General features: G+C 73.0%; 19 protein-coding genes. 11 read left to right on the top strand and 8 right to left on the bottom strand.

What is annotated here, in order from left to right; translation table 11 throughout:
• Window positions 1-169: 169 nt before the first annotated feature.
• Window positions 170-973 (top strand): enoyl-CoA hydratase/isomerase family protein, encoded by an 804-nt coding sequence (locus ACIRQH_RS15480; RefSeq protein ID WP_404226118.1) that lies wholly within the window; start codon window positions 170-172, stop codon window positions 971-973.
• Window positions 974-1,127: 154 nt separating this feature from the next.
• On the opposite strand, the gene hutI is transcribed toward ACIRQH_RS15480, so the two are convergent.
• From hutI to hutU, 4 genes are all read right to left on the bottom strand, one after another.
• The gene (gene hutI, locus ACIRQH_RS15475) at window positions 1,128-2,303 is read right to left on the bottom strand and encodes an imidazolonepropionase (RefSeq protein ID WP_388874309.1); all 1,176 of its coding nucleotides are present in this window, start codon (window positions 2,301-2,303) and stop codon (window positions 1,128-1,130) included.
• A gap of 101 nt (window positions 2,304-2,404) precedes the next feature.
• Complete coding sequence (locus ACIRQH_RS15470) at window positions 2,405-3,763, bottom strand: formimidoylglutamate deiminase (protein ID WP_388874312.1); 1,359 nt, start codon at window positions 3,761-3,763, stop codon at window positions 2,405-2,407.
• Complete coding sequence (locus tag ACIRQH_RS15465) at window positions 3,760-4,983, bottom strand: allantoate amidohydrolase (protein WP_388874315.1); 1,224 nt, start codon at window positions 4,981-4,983, stop codon at window positions 3,760-3,762. Before ACIRQH_RS15465 ends, ACIRQH_RS15470 begins: the two co-directional genes overlap by 4 nt.
• Window positions 4,980-6,653, bottom strand: coding sequence for a urocanate hydratase (gene hutU, locus ACIRQH_RS15460; protein ID WP_388874318.1), 1,674 nt, complete (start codon window positions 6,651-6,653; stop codon window positions 4,980-4,982). Before hutU ends, ACIRQH_RS15465 begins: the two co-directional genes overlap by 4 nt.
• A gap of 409 nt (window positions 6,654-7,062) precedes the next feature.
• Here hutU and ACIRQH_RS15455 point away from each other — a divergent pair, with 409 nt between their 5' ends.
• The 5 genes from ACIRQH_RS15455 (at window position 7,063) to ACIRQH_RS15435 (ending at window position 11,127) form a co-directional block, all read left to right on the top strand.
• Window positions 7,063-8,448, top strand: coding sequence for a diaminopimelate decarboxylase (locus ACIRQH_RS15455; protein WP_388930799.1), 1,386 nt, complete (start codon window positions 7,063-7,065; stop codon window positions 8,446-8,448).
• Between the two features lie 485 nt (window positions 8,449-8,933).
• On the top strand, window positions 8,934-9,341 hold the full coding sequence (locus ACIRQH_RS15450; protein ID WP_358817591.1) for a hypothetical protein: 408 nt from the start codon (window positions 8,934-8,936) through the stop codon (window positions 9,339-9,341).
• A complete protein-coding gene (locus ACIRQH_RS15445) occupies window positions 9,338-10,153 on the top strand; it encodes a transcriptional regulator (RefSeq protein WP_404226115.1) in 816 nt (271 codons plus the stop codon). Before ACIRQH_RS15450 ends, ACIRQH_RS15445 begins: the two co-directional genes overlap by 4 nt.
• Window positions 10,154-10,217: 64 nt before the next feature.
• A complete protein-coding gene (locus ACIRQH_RS15440; protein ID WP_358817589.1) occupies window positions 10,218-10,736 on the top strand; it encodes a roadblock/LC7 domain-containing protein in 519 nt (172 codons plus the stop codon).
• Between the two features lie 16 nt (window positions 10,737-10,752).
• A complete protein-coding gene (locus ACIRQH_RS15435) occupies window positions 10,753-11,127 on the top strand; it encodes a hypothetical protein (protein ID WP_081217684.1) in 375 nt (124 codons plus the stop codon).
• 22 nt (window positions 11,128-11,149) lie between these two features.
• On the opposite strand, the gene ACIRQH_RS15430 is transcribed toward ACIRQH_RS15435, so the two are convergent.
• The 3 genes from ACIRQH_RS15430 to ACIRQH_RS15420 form a co-directional block, all read right to left on the bottom strand.
• Complete coding sequence (locus ACIRQH_RS15430; protein WP_388874330.1) at window positions 11,150-11,719, bottom strand: hypothetical protein; 570 nt, start codon at window positions 11,717-11,719, stop codon at window positions 11,150-11,152.
• 166 nt (window positions 11,720-11,885) lie between these two features.
• Window positions 11,886-12,884 carry a MurR/RpiR family transcriptional regulator gene (locus ACIRQH_RS15425; RefSeq protein ID WP_388874333.1) on the bottom strand — a complete coding sequence of 333 codons (999 nt, stop codon included), beginning with the start codon at window positions 12,882-12,884 and terminating at the stop codon, window positions 11,886-11,888.
• The gene (locus ACIRQH_RS15420) at window positions 12,881-14,422 is read right to left on the bottom strand and encodes an aromatic amino acid ammonia-lyase (protein WP_358817586.1); all 1,542 of its coding nucleotides are present in this window, start codon (window positions 14,420-14,422) and stop codon (window positions 12,881-12,883) included. Before ACIRQH_RS15420 ends, ACIRQH_RS15425 begins: the two co-directional genes overlap by 4 nt.
• Before the next feature lie 142 nt (window positions 14,423-14,564).
• Between ACIRQH_RS15420 and ACIRQH_RS15415 the strand changes: the two genes are divergently transcribed.
• From ACIRQH_RS15415 to ACIRQH_RS15395, 5 genes are all read left to right on the top strand, one after another.
• Complete coding sequence (locus ACIRQH_RS15415) at window positions 14,565-15,599, top strand: ABC transporter ATP-binding protein (protein ID WP_404226110.1); 1,035 nt, start codon at window positions 14,565-14,567, stop codon at window positions 15,597-15,599.
• A complete protein-coding gene (locus ACIRQH_RS15410) occupies window positions 15,596-16,237 on the top strand; it encodes an ABC transporter permease (protein ID WP_358817584.1) in 642 nt (213 codons plus the stop codon). The genes ACIRQH_RS15415 and ACIRQH_RS15410 overlap by 4 nt, the downstream gene beginning before the upstream one ends.
• A complete protein-coding gene (locus ACIRQH_RS15405) occupies window positions 16,237-16,899 on the top strand; it encodes an ABC transporter permease (RefSeq protein ID WP_358817583.1) in 663 nt (220 codons plus the stop codon). The genes ACIRQH_RS15410 and ACIRQH_RS15405 overlap by 1 nt, the downstream gene beginning before the upstream one ends.
• Window positions 16,900-16,912: 13 nt before the next feature.
• Window positions 16,913-17,848 (top strand): ABC transporter substrate-binding protein, encoded by a 936-nt coding sequence (locus tag ACIRQH_RS15400; protein WP_388874338.1) that lies wholly within the window; start codon window positions 16,913-16,915, stop codon window positions 17,846-17,848.
• Between the two features lie 93 nt (window positions 17,849-17,941).
• Window positions 17,942-18,379 carry a hypothetical protein gene (locus ACIRQH_RS15395; protein WP_358817581.1) on the top strand — a complete coding sequence of 146 codons (438 nt, stop codon included), beginning with the start codon at window positions 17,942-17,944 and terminating at the stop codon, window positions 18,377-18,379.
• A gap of 452 nt (window positions 18,380-18,831) precedes the next feature.
• Here the strand turns inward: ACIRQH_RS15395 and ACIRQH_RS15390 are convergent, their stop codons facing one another.
• Window positions 18,832-20,226 (bottom strand): cystathionine beta-synthase, encoded by a 1,395-nt coding sequence (locus tag ACIRQH_RS15390; protein WP_358817580.1) that lies wholly within the window; start codon window positions 20,224-20,226, stop codon window positions 18,832-18,834.
• Window positions 20,227-20,341 lie beyond the last annotated feature (115 nt).

Here is a 20,341-nt window from a genome sequence, read left to right as displayed (position 1 = left end):
GGCGATGTGACTGCGATACTGCGCCGCCGCATGGACTTCCAGGGCGCGGAATTCTTTGACGCAGGTCACATGACCGCCCGGCTCCACCGCCGGTGATCTCCGCCATGCTGTCATCGGACAGGACGTACCGGCCGGTACGACGGAGCCGCGACACCGGAGGGGACCCACCATGGCCGACACCGTGCTCTACGAGGTGAGCGACGGACTCGCGACGATCACGCTGAACCGCCCCGAGGCGATGAACGCGATGAACACCGGGACCAAGGTCGCCCTCCGCGACGCGGCACAGGAGGCGGCGGCCGACGAGGGCGTGCGGGCGATCCTGCTGACCGCCGCGGGGAACCGGGCGTTCTGCGTCGGGCAGGACCTCAAGGAGCACATCGGGCTGCTGGCCGCCGACAAGCAGTCCGGGGAGGGCCGGACCATGAGCACCGTGCGCGAGCACTACAACCCCATCGTGCGGGCCCTGACCGGTGCCGCGAAGCCCGTGGTGGCCGGCGTCAACGGCGTCGCGGCGGGCGCCGGCTTCGGGTTCGCGCTCGCCGCGGACTACCGCGTCGTCGCCGACACGGCCGCCTTCAACACCTCGTTCGCCGGGGTCGCCCTGACCGCCGACTCCGGGGTCTCCTGGACGCTGCCCCGGGTCGTGGGACCGAGCCGCGCCGCCGACCTGCTGCTCTTCCCGCGCAGCATCAGCGCGCGGGAGGCCTACGAACTGGGCATCGCGAACAGGCTCGTTCCGGCCGCGGAGCTGCACGCCGAGGCGGAGAAGGTGGCGCGGGCGCTGGCCGCGGGGCCGACGCTCGCCTACGCGGCGCTGAAGGAGTCCCTCGCCTTCGGGCTGACCCACTCCCTCGACGAGACCCTGGAGAAGGAGGACGAACTCCAGGCGCGGGCCGGTGCCTCCGAGGACCACACCATCGCGGTCCAGGCGTTCGTCGACAAGGAGAAGCCGAAATACCTCGGACGCTGACCGTCCGACGGTTGACGGGGGAGGGGGGGGGGGGGGGGGGGGGGGGGGGGGGGGGGGGGGGGCGCCGCCCCCCCCCCCCCCCCCCCGCTCCGTCTTCCGCTCCGTTCCGTGCCTGCGCCGCCCCTGCTCCGGACCCCGCTCCGTCCGGCGGGCCTCAGACCGCGCGGACGCCCCGCCGCCAGACGCCGCTGACCAGCGGGACGCCGGGACGGTAGGCGAGGTGGACGTGGCTCGGGGCGTCCAGCAGGGTCAGGTCGGCGTACGCGCCGGGGGCGAGGCGTCCTACGTCGTCGCGGCGCAGGGCCCGCGCGCCGCCCGCCGTCGCCGACCACACGGCCTCGTCCGGCGTCATCCCCATGTCCCGCACCGCGAGCGCGACGCAGAAGGGCACGGACGACGTGAACGACGAGCCCGGGTTGCAGTCCGTGGACAGGGCGACCGTGACGCCCGCGTCGATCAGCCTGCGGGCGTCCGGCCACTCGGCGCGGGTCGAGAACTCGGCGCCCGGCAGCAGCGTCGCCACGGTGTTGCCGTTCGCGAGGGCGTCGACGTCCTCGTCCGTCAGGTGCGTGCAGTGGTCGGCGCTCGCCGCGTCCAGCTCGACGGCGAGCTGCACGCCGGGACCGTACGTGAGCTGGTTGGCGTGGACGCGGGGGTGCAGGCCCCTGTCCCGGCCCGCCGTGAGGATCGCGCGCGCCTGGTCCCCGTCGAAGGCGCCCTTCTCGCAGAAGACGTCCACCCAACGGGCGTGCGGGGCACAGGCGTCGAGCATCTCGCCGGTCACCAGGGCGACATAAGCGGCCGGGTCGTCGGCGTGGTCCGGCGGGACGATGTGCGCGCCGAGGTAGGTGACCTCGTCGGTGTGTGCGGCGGCGATGCGCAGCGCGCGGGCCTCGTCGTCCACCGTCAGGCCGTAGCCCGACTTGGTCTCCATGGTCGTGGTGCCCTGCCGGAGCGCCTCGTGGAGGTAGCGCGTGAGGTTCCGCTCCAGGTCCTCGTCGGTGGCGGCGCGGGTGGCGGCGACGGTGGTGCGGATGCCGCCGGCGCTGTAGGCGCGGCCGGACATCCGGGCGTTGAACTCCTGGGTGCGGTCACCGGCGAAGACCAGGTGCGAGTGGGAGTCGACGAAGCCGGGGATCAGCGCGCGGCCCTCGGCGTCGAACCGGTTGTCGGTGGCGGGTGCTTTGCTGGATTCACCGGTCCACACGACGCGGTCGCCGTCGATGACGACGGCCGCGTCCTGGATCAGACCGAGCGGGGACCCGTCACCTTGGGAGGGATCGTTGGTGACCAGACTGGCGATGTTGGTGATGACGGTCGTGCTGCTCATGGCGTCCTCAGGGGTGGCGGGACTGCGGGTGGGGGGACGGCCGACGGGGACGGGGGTCCGCCGGCCGCTGCCGGATGACGGGCCCCGCCGTCCGGGCCGTGTCAGGCGCGCAGTGCCTCGACGGCGCTCGCGAGCGCCGTCGGCACATCCGGTACGAGGGTGTGCGCGCCGTCGCGCACGATGTGGCGGCCCGCGACGACCGTGTGCCGCACATCGGCCGCCGTGGCCGCGAATACGGCGGTCTCGGCCCCGAGGCGCGGCAGCGGCCCCGCGGTTCTGACCGAGTCGAGGGCGATCGTCGTGAAGTCGGCGAGCGCGCCGGCCTCGATGCTGCCCGCGTCGTCCCAGCCGAGGGCCGCGTGGCCGTCGGCGGAGGCGGCGCGCAGCAGGGCGGCGGCCGTCCAGTGACCGCGGGTGCGGGTGCGCAGCCGTTCGTTCAGCTCCATCGCGCGGGCCTCTTCGAGGAGGTCGATGACGGCGTGGCTGTCGGAGCCGAGCGACAGGGGTGAGCCGGCGCGCTGGAGGGCGACGGCGGGGCCGATGCCGTCCGCGAGGTCGCGTTCGGTCGTCGGGCACATGCAGGTGCCGGTGCCCGAGCCGCCGATGAGGGCGATGTCCTCGTCCGTGAGGTGCGTGTTGTGGACGCCGGTGGTGCGCGGGCCGAGGACGCCGTGGTCGGCGAGGAGCTGGGCGGGCGTGCGGCCGTGGGCGGCGCGGCAGGCCTCGTTCTCGGCGGTCTGCTCGGACAGGTGCACGTGGAGCGGGGCGCGCCGCTCCTCGGCCCAGCGCGCGACCGTGGCGAGTTCCCCGGCCGGCACGGCCCGTACGGAGTGGATCGCCGCGCCGATCCGTGCGTGGTCCCGGTCCTTGAGAAGGGAACAGCGTTCCGCCCAGGCCTCAGCGGTGCCGTCGGAGAACCGGAGTTGGTGATGATTGGGCGGCTGCCCGAAGCCGGAGGAGAGGTAGGCCGTGTCGAGCAGGGTGACGCGGATGCCGGCGTCCGCGGCGGCGGCGACGAGTGCCTCACCCATGGCGTTGGGGTCGGCGTAGGGGGTGCCGCCGTGGGCGTGGTGAAGGTAGTGGAACTCGCCGACGGCGGTGACTCCGGCGAGCGCCATCTCCGCGTACACCGCGCGGGCCAGCGCGTGGTACGTCTCCGGGGTCAGCCGGTCGGCGAAGGAGTACATGATCTCGCGCCAGGTCCAGAAGGTGCCGGAGCCGACCTGGACGGTGCCGCGCAGGGCGCGGTGGAAGGCGTGCGAGTGGGCGTTGGCGAGACCGGGGAGGGTGAGTCCGCGGAGGATCTCGGCGCCGGGCGGCGGGGTGTCGACGCCGGTGCGGACCTCGGTGATGCGGCCGTCCGACCCGGCCGTGGAGCCGCCGGTGGACACGGTCACGGCGACGCCCGGCTCGACGTGGGTGTCGAGCCAGGCGTGTTCCAGCCAGTACGTCTGCGTCACCTGCAGGCCAGCCCTTCGAGTACGTCGGCGAGTGCGGTCACCCCGGCCACGCAGTCGTCCTCGGCGGCGAACTCGGCCGGGGAGTGCGAGACACCCGTGGGGTTGCGTACGAACAGCATGGCGGTCGGGACGGTGCCGGAGAGGATTCCCGCGTCGTGTCCGGCGCCGGTGCCCAGTACGGGCACGCTGAGGGCGGCGTCGCGCTCCTTGCCGAGGATGCGGGCGAGTTCGTCGCGCAGGGCGTGCTCGAACTCGACGACGGGGGTGAACGACTCGCGCACGACGTCGAGTTCGACGCCCTGCTCCTCGGCGTGGGCGCGGGCCGCCTTCTCGATGCCGGTGACCACGGTGTCGAGGGTCGCCTGGTCGGCGGCGCGGGAGTCGAGCCAGCCGCGCACGAGGGAGGGGATGGCGTTCACGCCGTTCGGCTCGACGGCGATCTTGCCGAACGTGGCGACGGCGCCGGCGAGCCGGGCCTCCCGCCGGGCGCTGAGCACGGTCTCCGCGTACGACAGCATCGGGTCGCGGCGGTCCACGAGGCGGGTCGTGCCCGCGTGGTTGGCCTCGCCCCGGAAGTCGAAGCGCCAGCGGCCGTGCGGCCAGATGGCGCTGGCGATGCCGATCTGGTCGCCGCCGATGTCGAGGGCGCGGCCCTGCTCGACGTGGAGTTCGACGAAGGCGCCGATCCGGCCGAGCCGCTCGGGGTCGGGGCCGATGGCGGTGGGGTCGTACCCGGCGCGCTCCATGGCCTGGGGCAGGGTGATCCCGTCGGCGTCGGTGAGGCGGTGCGCCTGCTCGACGGTGAGCTGTCCGGCGGCCAGCCGGGAGCCGACGCAGGCGAGCCCGAAGCGGGCGCCCTCCTCGTCACCGAAGTTGACGACGGCGAGCGGCCTGGTGAACTCCACGCCGCGGGCCCGGAGTTCGTCGAGCGCGGCGAAGGAGGAGACGACGCCGAGCGGGCCGTCGAAGGCGCCGCCGTCGGGGACGGAGTCGAGGTGCGAGCCCGTGACCACGGCGTCGCCCGCGGCGGGGTCGCCGAGCCAGGCCCACTGGTTGCCGTTGCGGTCGAGTTCGCAGGTGAGCCCGCGGGACTCCGCCTGCTGCCGGAACCAGGCGCGGCAGTCGGTGTCGGCGCCGGTCCAGGCGAAGCGGCGGTAGCCGCCGGAGGCGGAGCTGCGGCCGATCGGCAGCAGCTCCGCCCACATGCTGTGGAAGGTCACGCGGTGCCGCCCTCGGCGCCTTCGCGCATCGGGATGCGCACACCGCGCTCGTCGGCGACGGACTCGGCGATGTCGTAGCCGGCGTCGACGTGGCGGATGACGCCCATGCCCGGGTCGTTCGTCAGGACGCGGCGGATCTTCTCGCCGGCCAGCTCGGTGCCGTCGGCGACGCAGACCTGGCCCGCGTGGATGGAGCGGCCCATGCCGACGCCGCCGCCGTGGTGGATGGAGACCCAGGAGGCGCCGGAGGCGACGTTCACCATGGCGTTCAGCAGCGGCCAGTCGGCGATCGCGTCGGAGCCGTCGAGCATGGCCTCCGTCTCCCGGTACGGGGAGGCGACGGAGCCGCAGTCGAGGTGGTCGCGGCCGATCGCGAGGGGGGCGGCGAGCTCGCCGGAGGCCACCATGTCGTTGAAGCGCTCACCGGCCTTGTCGCGCTCGCCGTAGCCGAGCCAGCAGATCCGGGCGGGCAGGCCCTGGAAGTGGACGCGCTCGCCGGCCAGCTTGATCCAGCGGTGCAGCGACTCGTTCTCCGGGAAGAGGTCGAGGATCGCCTTGTCCGTCTTGTGGATGTCGGAGGCCTCGCCGGACAGGGCGGCCCAGCGGAAGGGGCCCTTGCCCTCGGAGAAGAGGGGGCGGATGTAGGCGGGGACGAAGCCGGGGAAGGCGAACGCCCGGTCGTACCCGGCGAGCTGGGCCTCGCCGCGGATGGAGTTGCCGTAGTCGAAGACCTCGGCGCCGGCGTCCATGAAGCCGACCATGGCCTCGACGTGCTTCGCCATGGACTCGCGGGCGCGGGTGGTGAAGCCCGCCGGGTCCTTGGCGGCCGCGTCGGCCATGTCGTCGAGGTCCATGCCGGAGGGGAGGTACGCGAGCGGGTCGTGGGCCGAGGTCTGGTCGGTCACGATGTCGATGGGGGCGCCCTCGGCGAGCATCCGCGGCAGCAGGTCGGCGGCGTTGCCCAGGAGGCCGATGGAGAGCGGCTTGCGCTGGTCGCGGGCCTCGACGGCGAGCTGGAGGGCGTGCTCCAGGGAGTCGGCCTTCACGTCCAGGTAGCGGTGCTCGATGCGCCGCTCGATGGCGCGCGGGTCCACGTCGATGCAGATGGCGACGCCGTCGTTCATCGTCACGGCGAGCGGCTGGGCGCCGCCCATGCCGCCGAGACCGGCGGTCAGCGTGATGGTGCCCGCGAGGGTGCCGCCGAACTTCTTCGCGGCGACGGCGGAGAAGGTCTCGTAGGTGCCCTGGAGGATGCCCTGGGTGCCGATGTAGATCCAGGAACCGGCGGTCATCTGGCCGTACATGGTGAGGCCGAGGGCCTCCAGACGACGGAACTCCTCCCAGTTCGCCCAGTCGCCGACCAGGTTGGAGTTGGCGATGAGGACGCGCGGGGCCCACTCGTGGGTCTGCATGACGCCGACGGGGCGGCCGGACTGGACGAGCATCGTCTCGTCCTGCTTGAGGGTGCGCAGCGTGCGGACCATGGCGTCGAAGGAGCGCCAGTCGCGGGCGGCCTTGCCGGTGCCGCCGTAGACGACGAGCTTGTCGGGGTGCTCGGCGACCTCGGGGTCGAGGTTGTTCTGCAGCATCCGAAGGGCGGCCTCCTGCTGCCATCCCAGGGCGCTCAGTTCCGTACCGCGCGGTGCTCGGACGGGGCGGGGTCCTGACATGGTCTGCCTCCCAGCGGACTGTTGCTATGGATATTCACATCCTCACCCTTTGAATAGGGCTAGTCAATAGGTCCACGGGCTGCTCCTGGCGGTCACCGATGTTTGGCTGGGATCCATGGGCGCAGAGATGGACGGGGCGGGAGATCCGCCGTTCGACGGGGTGAGTGGGGCTGCGATGTCTTCGGCAGGAACGTCCGGACCGTCTTCGGGCGACACGACGGGGAGCGGGAACGGCGTACCTGAGCGGGCCGGAGCCCCGGGCGGGAACCGGCCACCGAGGGGCGGCCGGGCCGGTGCGCCGGACTTCGGCGGCTTCGGGAGCGGAGCGGACGACCCGCGGGCGGGCAGCGGGACACCCGACCGGTACGGAAGCGGCGCCGCCGACGGGAGCGGTACCGGGAGCGACGCCGTGGCGGCGGCGGACGCCGAGCGGGTCGCCCGGCGGGACGACGCCGTGCGGGCCGCCGTGGAGCAGGGCCTCCTCACCCCGGAGCAGCCCGTCGTCGCCCTGCTCGACGTGCCGGGCATCCGGGCCTCGGCCGCCGCGCTGCGCGCCGCGTTCGACACGGTGACCGCGCCCGGCACCCCCGTGCTGCACGCCTTCGCGGTGAAGGCGGCACCCCTCGTGCCCGTCCTGCGGCTGCTGGCCGACGAGGGGATCGGCGCCGAGGTGGCGAGCCCGGGAGAGCTGGCGCTCGCCCGCGCGGCCGGGCTTCCCCCCGACCGGACCGTCCTCGACTCCCCCGCCAAGACCTCCGCCGAACTGCGCGAGGCGCTGGCGCTCGGCATCGCGGTGAACGCGGACAACCCGCAGGAGCTGGAGCGCATCGACGCCATGGTGCGCTCGGCACCCACCGGCTCGCCCATCGGACTGCGGATCAATCCGCAGGTCGGCGGGGGCTCCATCGGAGCGCTGTCCACGGCCACGGCGACCTCCAAGTTCGGCGTCGCGCTCCGGGACGAGGGCGCCCGCGCGTGGATCCTGCGGGCGTACGCCGACCGGCCCTGGCTGACCCGGCTGCACGCCCACTCGGGGTCGCAGGGCATGCCGCTCTCGCTGATGGCGCAGGGCGTGGCGGAGACGTACGCGCTGGCGGAGGAGATCAACCGGCACGTCGGACGGCGGCAGGTCGACACGATCGACATCGGCGGCGGACTGCCGGTCAACTTCGGCTCCGACGCGACGGCCCCGACGTACGCGCAGTACGCGCGGCTGCTCGCCGAGGTGGTGCCGGGTCTGTTCGACGGGCGGTACGGGCTGGTCACCGAGTTCGGCCGGTCATTGCTGGCCAAGCACGGAACCGTCCTGGCGCGGGTCGAGTACGCGAAGACCGCGGGGGGCCGCGCGATCGCCGTCACGCACGCCGGCGTCCAGGTGGCGGCCCGCACGGTGTACGCGCCGGGGGCCTGGCCGCTGCGGATCGCCGCGTACGACGCCAAGGGCCGCCCGAAGACCGGGCCGGACGTGGTCCAGGACATCGCGGGTCCCGCCTGTTTCGCGGGCGACCTGCTCGCCGAGGGTCGGGCGCTGCCGCTGCTCGAACAGGGCGACCACGCGGCCGCGTTGGACACCGGCGCGTACTACTTCGCGCACCACTACGCGTACAACTCCCTCGCGCGGCCGGGCATCTACGGCTTCGGGCCCGACGGCGACGGCACGGACGGCGGCAGCGGAGCCGACGGCGGTGGAGGCACCGGCGGTGTGCGGTTCGCGGTCGTGCGCGAGCCGCAGACGGTGGAGGAGATCGTCGCGGAGTCGGGCGGCACCAACAGCCCGTCGCTCACCTCGCTGTAGGGCTTCCCCTCGCTGCAGGGCTTCCCCTCGCTGCAGGCCTTCCCCTCGCTGCGGGGCCTCCCCCTGCAGGGCCCCCTCGCCGCAAGGGTTCCCGCGCGGCCCCGTTCGGGTTCCGGTTCCGGTGCCGCACGGAACCCGAAGGCGGGCCGGCGCGTCCGAGGAGCGTGCCGTCGGCGTGGATCTCCCGCCGGAACCGGCGGCACGCCTTGTCGAGCCGCCGTCGCGCAGCCGTGGCGCGGGCAGCTTCCCGGCGCGTGCGGCTGACCGCGCGCCCCGGCAGGCCCGTGAGCGCCCCCGTCGTGCGCCCCAAGGCCACACAAACCGCCCACCTGCGGTTTCAAGAACGCCGGAAAATATGGTCAGTTGACCCACCTTAGTCATCCCGGGCATGTTCCACAGGAAAATGCCGGATCACTCACTCATCGCGCACACAGTGCGTAACTTCTGCGTCACTCGGCCGAACCCTTGGCGGGAGGGGAGACACGGTGCCCGGAATCGACGAGTGCCTGCTGGAAGCCATGACACTGCCCGGTGCGCGGGGTGCCTCGGTGGTCGACTGGACCAGCGGGCTGGCCCTGGGCACGGTCGGCGACGCGCCGGGCGACGACCACGAGACGACCGCGGCGGAGGCGGCCGAACTGGCCCGACTCGCCGCCGAGAACCGGTCGTTCGCCCCGAAGGGCGGCTCCGACTGGTCCGAGTGGTCGGACCAGGAGACCCCCATCGAGGACCTGATCATCAGCAACCGCGACAGCTACCACGTCCTCCGGTTCGTGCGGACCAGCTTCGACAGCAGCGTGTTCCTGCACCTGTGGCTGGGCCGCTCGGACGGCAACCTCGCGCTGGCCCGGATCCGGCTCGGCGAGATGGCCGGACGGCTGGTGCTCGTATGACGACCGTCAGAACCCCTCCTCCGCCCCGGCTCCCGGTGCGCGACAGGGCTCCGAGCACCGACGCGGGCGGCGTCTCGCCCATGCTCAGCCGGCTCGCCGCCGAGCGGGCCACCGGCGTCCTCATCCGCGAACGCGGGACCCTCTACCTCGACGAGGGCGAGGTGGTGCACGCCGAGAGCCCGGCCACCCCCGGTATCGACGTGCTGTTCTCCGCCCGCGGGGTGCTGGAGCCCGAGGTGTGGCGCGAGGCCGTCGCCCTGGCCGGCGCCCGCCGCCGCGTGGGCCGGTTCCTGATCGACAGCGGGCGAATAGCGGAGGGCGCGCTGCAGCTGTGCCACCTCGGCTCGCTGTACGACGCCGCGTACTTCGTGCTCGGACCGAGCAGCACCCCGAGCCGCTTCCGGTACGGCGCCGCGCACTGGTTCGGCCCGCTCCGCCCCGTACCCGTGGCCGCGCTGGAGCGCGAGACGGTGCGCCGCCGCGAACTGCTGCACCGAATATGGCCCGACGCGGCGACCGACACCGCCCCGTTGCGGCGCGCCGGCCTCGCCGCGGGGCCCGCGGTACCGCTGCGGCAGGAGGCCGTGCTCGGACGGGTGGACGGTGTCCGCACGGCGGCCGACGTGTCCGCCGCGCTCGGCCGGCCCGCCTTCCACACGCTGGTCGACCTGCGCCGGCTCGCCGCCGCCGGCCACGTGACGGCCGCGCCCGCACCGCAGCCGCCTTCCGTGCCCGGCGTACTCACCCAGTCCTCCACCGATCCCGACGTCGCCCTGCTGCGACGTCTCAGAGACGCGCTGGAGGCCTTGTGAGTACCGAACCGCGGGAGGCCTTGTGATCCGCGCGCTGCGACAGCGTGCCGAGAGGAGACTGCTGATGGCGGCGGAACCCGAAGTCCTCGACGAACTCCATCGGTTACGGGCCCGTGTGCCCCAGCTGACCGGAGCGCTCGCGGCCAGCGCCGACGGTCTCGTCCTCGCCCACGACACCCCCGGCGTCGAGCCGGACGGTCTGGCCGCGCTCACCGCGGCGGCCCTCGGGGTCGCCATCCGGATGGCGGAGGCCACCGGACAGGGCGACCTGCGCGAGCTGCTCGTCCGCGGCGTGCACGGCTATGTGGCGACCTACGCGGCGGGTGGCTCCGCCGTACTGACGCTGCTGGCCCAGGACCGCGTCAACGTCGGCCGGCTGCACCTGGAGGGGCGGCGCTCCGGCACCCGGATCGGGGAGCTGGTCGACGCCGCCACGGCGCGCGGCGAACCGCCCGCCGCTCCGGCCCGGACGACGGCGAAACCCTCACCGGGCCCGTCGCGCACCCGCGTCCCGCGCGGCACGACGCCCGCCCGGCCCACGACCACCCCTGTCACCAACCGCCCCAGCACATCCGAGAGTTGAGAAGGAGCACCACATCATGACGAACACCGAGACCGCCCTCAAAGAGGCTCTGGCGTCCATCGAGGGCGCGACCGGAGCGGCACTCGTCGACTACACCAGCGGTATGGCGCTGGGCACGATCGGCGGCAGCAAGAGCTTCGACCTCACCGTCGCGGCGGCCGGCAACACCGACGTCGTCCGCGCCAAGCTGCGCACCATGGAACACCTGGGCCTGAAGGGCGAGATCGAGGACATCCTGATCACGCTCTCCGACCAGTACCACCTGATCCGGCTGATGAAGGGGCGCGGCGGGAACGGACTGTTCCTGTACCTCGTGCTCGACCAGAAGCGGGCCAACCTGGCGATGGCCCGCCACCAGCTCAAGCGGATCGAGACCGATCTGGAGGTCTAGGGCGGGCACGACCCGCCACGGGTCAGCGACGCCGTGCCCCTCCGGGCGCGGCGTCGCCCGCTGCCGGGCCGGTGGACCGTACGGCCTTGACCGGCTTGCCGGCGGGAGCGCCGGCGCGCGGTCCGAGCCAGTCGACGCGCACCCAGATCAGTTCCTGGCCGGCCCGTTCGATCCGGCCGAGGCGTCCGGCCTTCAGCCACAGTCCGACGCCCGCCCCGGCGAGCAGCATGCCGCCCGCGGCGGGGAGCGCGAAGGAGCTGCCGAGCGCGGCGGCGAAGGCGAGCAGAAGCCACCAGCGGTGGCCCCGGCGCCAGTTGCGAACCGTCACGGCACGGTCCTGGAGCACGTCCTGCTTGCCGGCGCGGGCGGCCGACCGGACCAGGACGGCGTACCGCTTCCTGCGCCGGGCCGCCACGACGACCGCCGCGACGAGGAACAGCGCGGCCCCCGCGAGAACACCGATCCTTCGCCCGGTCAGACCGGGGACGAGCACCCCGACGCCGGCCGCGAACACCCCGCACCACCACAGCGGTGCGGCTCCGGCCCGCACCACGACGGCCATCCGGGCCAGTCCCTGTCCTCCGCGCGCCACGATCTGTCTCCTGTCCCCGAGCGTCCGCGCAACGGGACGCGCCACCGGCAGGCGCCGCGCCCGTTGTGTCTTCGGGCGCGCAGGCTAGCCGCGGAACGTGAGACGAATCTGAGAGCCCGCGGGCCGTCCCGCCGCCGTGGGCGACACCCGGGCCGGAGCGCGCCGCCTACTCCACGAACAGCCCGCGCGCGGCGGCCCGGGCGTCGAACTGCTCCAGCCGCGCCTGCGCGTCCGGCAGGTCGTCGCACATGGCCTCCAGCAGCACGCGGCCCAGCAGCATCGGCGCGCACGCCGTGTCGAAGGCGAGGCCGGTGCCGACGGCGGCGGGGATCAGCAGGTCGGACACCTTGGCCACCGGTGCGAACGCCGAGTCCGCGACGGTGACGACGGTCAGTCCCGCCTCCTTGGCGTGACCGAGGGCGTCGACGACCTCGCGCGGATGCCGGGGCAGCGCGAAGCACAGCAGGGCGGTGGCCCCGGCCCGCACCGCCGCGTCGATCCGGTCCTGGAGCATCGTGCCGCCCTCGTGCAGCAGCCGGACGTCGGGGTGGACCTTGGCGGCGAAGTAGGCGAAGCCGTAGGCCTGGGAGGCGGCGGCCCGCAGTCCGAGGACGGGCAGCGGACGGGACGCGGCGAGCAGCCGGCCGGCCCGGGCGACGGGCCGCGGGTCGGCGAGCGCCTCGGCGAGGTGACGCAGGTTCTCGATCTCGGCCTCGACGGCCTGCTGGTACTCGTTGTACGCGGTCGTGTCGGTGGCCGCTTCGGCGGGCGCGACCTCGCGCAGGTGCCGGCGCAGCGCCGGATAGCCGTCGAAGCCGAGGGCGACGGCGAAGCGGGTGACGGAGGGCTGGCTGACCCCGGCGAGTTCGGCGAGTTCGACGCTGGAGAGGAACGGCACGTCGGCGGCGCTGCGCACCATGCTGTGCGCGATGCGCCGCTGGGTGGGGGTGAGCCGGCGTCCCTCGAAGAGGGCCTGGAGGCGTCCGGCGGGGCTGTCGTTCACCCGCGCCCCGCCGTCCTGGGCGGCGCCTCCGGTCCCGGTCGCGGCCCCGTCCGCGGCTCCGGCCCCGTTGATGCCTCCGCCCGTGTCCTCGCCGGTGTGCCTGCCTGTGTCCTTGCCGCCGGCCTCGCCGCCGGCCTCGCCTGCGGCCTTGTCCGCGCTCATGGCGTGCTCCCCCTCCAGATGTCCGTGAACCGGTCGAGCAGTGCGGCGGCCGCTGTCACGTCGTCCGTGAGCGGCCGGTCGGCCTGCTCGGCGTCGAGCACGGCCTCGGCCAGTTCCAGCGCCCGTCCGGCCGGCAGCTCCGGTTCGGGCCGCAGGCCACGCTGGCGCAGCGCCCGTACGGCGGCGACCAGTTCACAGCCGACGACGAGACGGTACGCGTCGCAGGCCCGCAGCGTCTGACGTGCGGCGAGCGAGGCGAAACTCGCCTGCTCCTCGACGCCTCGGGAGAGTACAGCGTGGCCGAGCGAGGCGGGCGCGGAGAACGCCCGCAGGTCACCGAGCGCGGCACCGGCGGCGTACTCCAGGATCATCACGCCGGAGGACGCCGCCTCCTGGCCCGCGAGGAAGGGGCGCAGTCGGGTGTAGGCGGGTTCGTTGAGGGTGGACAGCCGCGAGGTGGACAGCCGCGCGACCTGGGTGACGGCGAGCCGGAAATGGTCCAGGGCGAGGGCGAGTTGGGCCTGGTAGAAGCCGCCGTGGTGGTAGGCGGCCATGTCCTCGGGGGAGATGAGCGGGTTCTCGGCCGCGGCGTTGATCTCGACGGCGAGCACCTCCTCCAGCGCGTCCGCCGCGTCCTGCGCGGGGCCGTGTATCTGCGGGAGGCAGCGGAAGCCGTACGGGTCCTGGATGCGGCCGAGCGGCGGGGTGGGCCGGTCCGCGGCGCCGATCAACTCCCGCATCCTGCGGGCCACTTCGACGGAGCCCCGGTGCGGCCGGGCGGCGTGCACGGGGGCCGCGTACGCCTCGTGGGAGCCGTCGACGGCCAGCAGTGACAGAGCGGCGACGACCTGGGTGGCGCCGATCAGCCCGCGCAGTTCGTGCAGCGCGAGCGCGGCCTGTCCGAGGGTGAGCGCGTTGCTGCTGATGAGGGCGAGGGCGTCGTTGTTGTCGAGCGGCTGCGGCGCCGGCGCCAGGGCGGCGGGCGCGGTGCCGCCGGGCCCTCGCCAGGGGTGTTCGCCGGCGAGGGCGAGGCCCACCTGCGCGAGGGCGGCGATGTCGCCGGTGCCGACCGAGCCGAACTCGTTGACGACCGGGTGGGCGCCGGACTCCAGGGCCTCGCAGAGCGCCGTCACGACGCTGGGGCGCAGGCCCGCGCCGCCGGCCAGCAGTTGGTTCGCGCGGACGGCGAGCATGGCGCGGACCTGGCGTGCGGGCAGTTCCTCGCCGATGGCTCCGGCGTGGCTGCGCAGCAGGCGCAGGCCGTGGTCGGCGGCCGCCTCGGTGGGCACGTCCTCGTTCCGGTTCGCGCCGACCCCGGTGGAGCGGCCGTAGACGCGGCCGGTGGCGGCGATCTGCCGGGCGGCGTCCCAGGACGCCTCGGCGCGCTTCATGCCGTCGGTTCCGGCGACGGGCCGCGCGATCCCGTCGGCGAGACGGACCACGTCGTCCACTCCGGTGCCCCGGCCGTCCAGGACCACGAGCGGGACGCTCGCGGGGGGTGCCACCACACTCGACGTGTCCACGGTCTGAGACGACATCACTCGCACACCCTCCTCAATCCGGACATCGGATCTTGCCTGGCGGCCATGAGTGACCACCGATTACCGCCGACCCGTTGACAACCTATTCAGGTAGAGAGAACTCTGCATGACGATATGCAGACCGGGCAAGGGACACCTCATGATCCAGTTCGACGCGGTCCACAAGCGTTTCCCGAACGGCACGACAGCGGTGCACGACCTCTCCCTGGAGATGCCGGACGGGGGCGTGACCGTCCTCGTCGGATCTTCCGGTTGCGGTAAGACGACCACCCTCAGGATGGTCAACCGGATGGTCGATCCGACCTCCGGCACCATCCGGGTCGGCGGCAAGGACGTCCTGGAGCAGGACGCCGCCGAACTGCGCCGCTCCATCGGATACGTCATCCAGCAGTCGGGGCTCTTCCCGCACCGAACCGTGCTCGACAACGTTGCCACCGTGCCCCTCCTCCTCGGCTGGGGCCGCCGCAAGGCACGCGCCAGGGCCGCCGAACTGCTGGAGACCGTCGGCCTCGGAGCCGACACCGGCACGCGGTACCCGCACCAGCTCTCCGGCGGTCAGCAGCAGCGCGTCGGCGTGGCCCGCGCGCTCGCCGCCGACCCGCCCGTGCTGCTGATGGACGAGCCCTTCGGCGCGGTCGACCCGGTGGTGCGCACCCAGCTCCAGGACGAACTGCTTCGCCTCCAGAAGGACCTGAACAAGACCATCGTCTTCGTCACGCACGACATCGACGAGGCGGTCCGCCTGGGCGACCGGATCGCGGTCTTCCGCACCGGCGGTCACCTCGTGCAGTGCGCGTCCCCCGCCGAACTGCTGGCCCGCCCGGCGGACGACTTCGTCGCCGACTTCCTCGGCGCCGAACGGGGACTGAAACTGCTGTCCCTGAAGACGCTCGCGGACGTGCCGCAGCGCCCCGCCCCGCAGGGCACCGGCTGGGAGCTGGTCCTCGACGGCGCCCGCAGGCCCCGGCACTGGCGCGACGGGGACACCGAACTCCCCGTCAGGCCGCTGAAGGACACCGACTCGCTGCTGCGGGCCCTCGACGAGTCGATCGCCTCCCCCACCGGACTCGTCGTCCGCGTGGACGCGGCCGGGATCCTCACGGGCGTGACGTCCCGCGACGACATCCACGAGCGCGCGGGCCTCGCCCACGCCGAGGCGAGTGCCGCCATATGACCATCGACTGGTCGTGGATCGGCGACCACACCGACGACCTCACCTCCCTGACCGTCTCCCATCTCGAAGCCGCGCTCTCCGCCGTCCTGTTCGGGCTGCTGATCTCGCTTCCGCTGGCCGTTCTCGCCCACCGCGTCCGCCCGCTGCGCGGCCTGCTGCTCGGGCTCTCGAACGTCCTGTTCACGATCCCCTCGATCGCGGTCTTCGTGCTGCTGCTGCCGGTCAGCGGTCTCACCCGCACCACCACCGTCATCGGCCTGACGATCTACACCCTGGTCGTCCTCCTGCGGAACACCGTCGAAGGCCTCGACTCGGTGCCGGCGAAGACCCGGGAGGCCGCGAAGGCCATGGGCACGCGCCCGCTGCGCATCCTGCTGACCGTCGAACTCCCCCTCGCCCTCCCGGTGATCATGGCGGGCGTACGGATCGCCACGGTCATGTCGATCTCCCTGGTCTCGGTCGCCACGTACATCGGCGACGGTGGCCTCGGCCAGCTCTTCACCGACGGATTCCAGCGCGACTTCCCGACGCCGGTCGTCGTCGGCGTCGTCCTGACCCTGCTGCTGGCACTGGTCGCGGACGCGCTGCTGGTCGGCGTGCAGTACGTACTCACCCCGTGGACGAGGCGGCGAGCCTGATGTTCGAACTTCTCAAGAACCTCGGCGCGTGGCTGGTCGACGGCGACCAGTGGACCGGCACGGACGGCATCGCGCACCGGCTCGCCGAACACCTCCAGTACTCGCTGCTCGCCACCCTCGTGGCCGCCGCGATCGCGCTCCCGGTCGGCCTGCTCATCGGCCATACCGGCAAGGGCGCCTTCCTCGCGATCAACCTCTCCTCGTTCGGCCGCGCCCTGCCGACCGTCGGCCTGGTCGTCCTCGTCTTCCTGGCGAGCGGCCTGTCGATGTGGCCGGTCTACATCGCGCTCGTCGCCCTCGCGGTCCCCTCGATGGTGACCAACACGTACGCCGGGATGACCGCCGTCGACCCGGATGTGAAGGATGCCGCGCGCGGCCAGGGCATGCGCGGCCACCAGGTGCTGTTCCGGGTCGAGTTGCCCCTGGCGCTGCCGCTGATCATGACGGGTCTGCGGCTCGCGCTGATCCAGGTGGTCGCGACGGCGACGATCGCCGCGTACGTCTCCTTCGGCGGCCTCGGCCGCTACGTCTTCGACGGCCTCGCCCAGCGCGACCTGGTGCAGGTCCTCGGCGGCGCGGTGCTCGTCGCCGTGGTCGCCGTCGTCCTGGACCTCGCCCTGTCCGCGCTGCAGCGCGTCATCCTCCGCCACCGCCCCGCCTAGGAGCCCACCTCTCATGAACCGTCGTACCCTCCTCGGCGCGCTCGCCGGAGCGGCCGTCTCCGTCCCCGCGCTGTCCGCCTGCGGCAGCGGCGTCACCTCCCTCGACGGCGGGGGTTCCTCCGCGGGCGGAGGCGGCTCCAGCAAGGGCGGCGTCACCATCGGCACCGCCAACTTCACCGAGAACCAGGTGCTCGGCCATCTCTACGCCGCCGTCCTGAAGGCCGCGGGCGTCAAGGCGACGGTCCGCCCGAACCTGGGCACCCGCGAGATCCTCATCCCTGCGCTCAAGGGCGGCGACATCGACCTGCTCCCCGAGTACCAGGGCGCCCTGCTGCACTACCTCGCGCCGAAGTCGAAGGTCACGGAGGAGGGCGAGATGCAGAACGCCCTCGCCGTAGCCCTCCCGGCGGGCCTCCAGATCCTTCCGTACGGCCTGGCCGAGGACTCGGACGCCTTCGTCGTCACCCGGGAGACCGCGAGGAGGTACCGGCTCGGCTCGCTGGCCGACCTCGCCCGGCAGAACGGGAAACTGGTGATCGGCGCCGCCCCCGAGGTGAAGAAGCGCCAGGTCGGCGCGGTCGGCCTCAAGGACGTGTACGGGGTGGAGTTCAAGGAGTTCAAGTCCCTCGACTCCTCCGGGCCGCTGGTCAAGGGCGCGCTCAAGAAGGGCGACGTCGACGTGGCGAACCTCTTCACCACCGACACCGACATCCGGGCCAACGACTGGGTGGTCCTGACCGACCCGAAGAACCTCGTCCCGGGCCAGCACGTCGTCCCTCTCATGGCCGACCGCAAGGCCGACTCCACGGTCCGCAGGGCGCTCGCCCGGCTCGGCAACGTCCTGACGACCGCCCAGCTCACCGAGCTGAACCGCCAGGTGGACAAGGACAAGAAGGACCCCGAGGACGTGGCGAACACGTACGCCCAGCGGCACGGGCTGTCCGCGTAGCGGCCGAGGAGACGGGCGCCGGGGGTCTGCCCCGCCGCAACAGGGGGGCTAACCCCAGTGCCACGGGGCCCGCGGCTGCCTAACGTGAGGGGCATGACCGGTATGGATGCCCGCCACGGCGACGCCGAACTGAAGAAGGAACTCGACGCCACCCTGCACGCGCGCAGGGAGCTCGGCGACGAGTACGAGTCCGTGCTCGTCGACTCGTTCCTGGAGAAGGTCGAGCAGCGCCTCGACGGAGCTGTCGACCGCCGGGTGCGGCGCCAGCTCGCCGAGCAGCAGATGGTGGCGGCACGCGGCGCGCGTTCGCCCCAGTCGTCCGACTCCTGGGGCGAGCGGTTCGGCTTCGGGATCGTCTCGCTCGTACTCGCCATCCCGCTGTCCGCGATCGGCGGCGGGGTCGCGCACCTGCCAGGGCTGCTCGTCGCCTGGGGCGGCATCGTGGGGGTGAACGTGGTGCAGGCCGCCCGCCTGTCCCCGAACTTCTTCGGCCGCCGCAAGTCGGGGCAGGAGTCGGACTGGGAGGACTAGAAAACCAGGGGACCCATGGGGCCGGGGGCGCCAGGGGGACGGACATACGCGAGGGCCCGGCACTCGATGCGAGTGCCGGGCCCTCGTGACGTCTTGCGCGGGGACCGCCGCACCCCCGTTACCGGGGGGCGGGACGACGGCGGTCCCCGCGAGGGACGCGTGCCGGGTCAGGGCCGGGCGTGCGCGTCCTTGGCGTCCATGGAGGTCCGGGAGCCGCTCCGGAGGTCCTTGGCGCCGTTTTGGCGTCGGCCGGGGCGGGGAGCCGCTCCCGCCCTGCCGACATCCACCAATGTGCCGGACGCGTGTTAAGCGGGTGCTGCGCGGACGTGACGCGCTCGTACCACTTCCGCGAAGTTCGCCCCGGACCCGGCGGGAAGATCCATCACGGTCCGGCCGGCCGGACCGAAGCACGGCACCAGGGCGGTGCCGTGCGCCGGGCGGGCGTGCCCGGGTTACTGCCGGACGCCGCCCTTGGCCAGGAAGGACAGCAGGTCCTGACGGCTGACGACGCCGGTGGGCTTGCCCTCGACCAGCACGATCGCGGCGTCGGCGGTGCCCAGCACGGTCATCAGGTCGCCGACCGGCTCACCGGAACCGACCTGCGGCAGCGGCGCCGACATGTGCTTCTCCAGCGGGTCGTGCAGCGAGGCCCGCTGGGTGAACAGCGCATCGAGCAGTTCGCGCTCCACGACCGATCCGATGACCTCGGCGGCCATCACGTCGGGGTGGCCGGCTCCCGGCTTCACGATCGGCATCTGCGAGACGCCGTACTCGCGCAGCACCTCGATGGCCTCGCCGACGCTCTCCTCCGGGTGCATGTGGACGAGGGACGGGATGGAGCCGTGCACCTTGTCCCTGAGCACGTCGGCGACGCGCGCGTTCGGGCCGGTGTCCTCCAGGAAGCCGTAGTCGGCCATCCACTCGTCGTTGAAGATCTTGCTGAGGTAGCCGCGCCCGCTGTCGGGGAGCAGCACCACGACGACGTCGTCCGGGCCGAGGCGCTCGGCGACGCGCAGCGCGGCGACCACGGCCATGCCGCAGGAGCCGCCGACGAGCAGGCCCTCCTCCTTGGCGAGGCGGCGCGTCATCTGGAAGGAGTCCTTGTCGGACACGGCGACGATCTCGTCGGCGACCGTACGGTCGTACGCGGTCGGCCAGAAGTCCTCACCGACGCCCTCGACCAGGTACGGGCGGCCCGAACCGCCGGAGTAGACGGACCCCTCGGGGTCGGCGCCGATGACCTGGACGCTGCCGTCGCTGGCGTCCTTCAGGTACCGGCCGGTGCCGGAGATGGTGCCGCCGGTGCCCACGCCCGCGACGAAGTGGGTGATCTTCCCCTCCGTCTGCGTCCACAGCTCGGGGCCGGTCGAGTGATAGTGCGAAAGGGGGTTGTTCGGGTTGGAGTACTGGTCGGGCTTCCAGGCTCCGGGCGTCTCCCGGACCAGCCGGTCGGAGACGTTGTAGTACGAGTCCGGGTGCTCGGGGTCGACGGCGGTGGGGCAGACCACGACCTCCGCCCCGTACGCGCGCAGCACGTTGATCTTGTCGGTGGAGACCTTGTCGGGGCACACGAAGATGCACTTGTACCCCTTCTGCTGCGCCACGATGGCGAGGCCCACACCGGTGTTCCCACTGGTCGGCTCGACGATCGTGCCGCCCGGCTCGAGGGCGCCGCTCTCCTCCGCGGCCTCGATCATGCGCAGGGCGATGCGGTCCTTCACGGAACCGCCGGGGTTGAAGTACTCGACCTTCGCCAGGACGGTCGCCTGGATGCCCGCGGTCACGTTGTTGAGCCTCAGCAGCGGGGTGTTGCCGACGAGGCTGATCATCGAGTCGTGGAATTGCACCGTTGTCTCCGGAGCTGCGTTTTTTACAGGAATGGTCCCGTCAGCCTACGGCCCTGGGCAGTCGTTCACGCGCCGTTGAGATTGGCCGACCTCCTCTTCGGGGCAAGCAGTGGTT

Source organism: Streptomyces sp. NPDC102279 (genome assembly GCF_044766365.1).
GTDB lineage: Bacteria > Actinomycetota > Actinomycetes > Streptomycetales > Streptomycetaceae > Streptomyces.
This window is presented reverse-complemented; position numbering and strand designations above follow the sequence as displayed.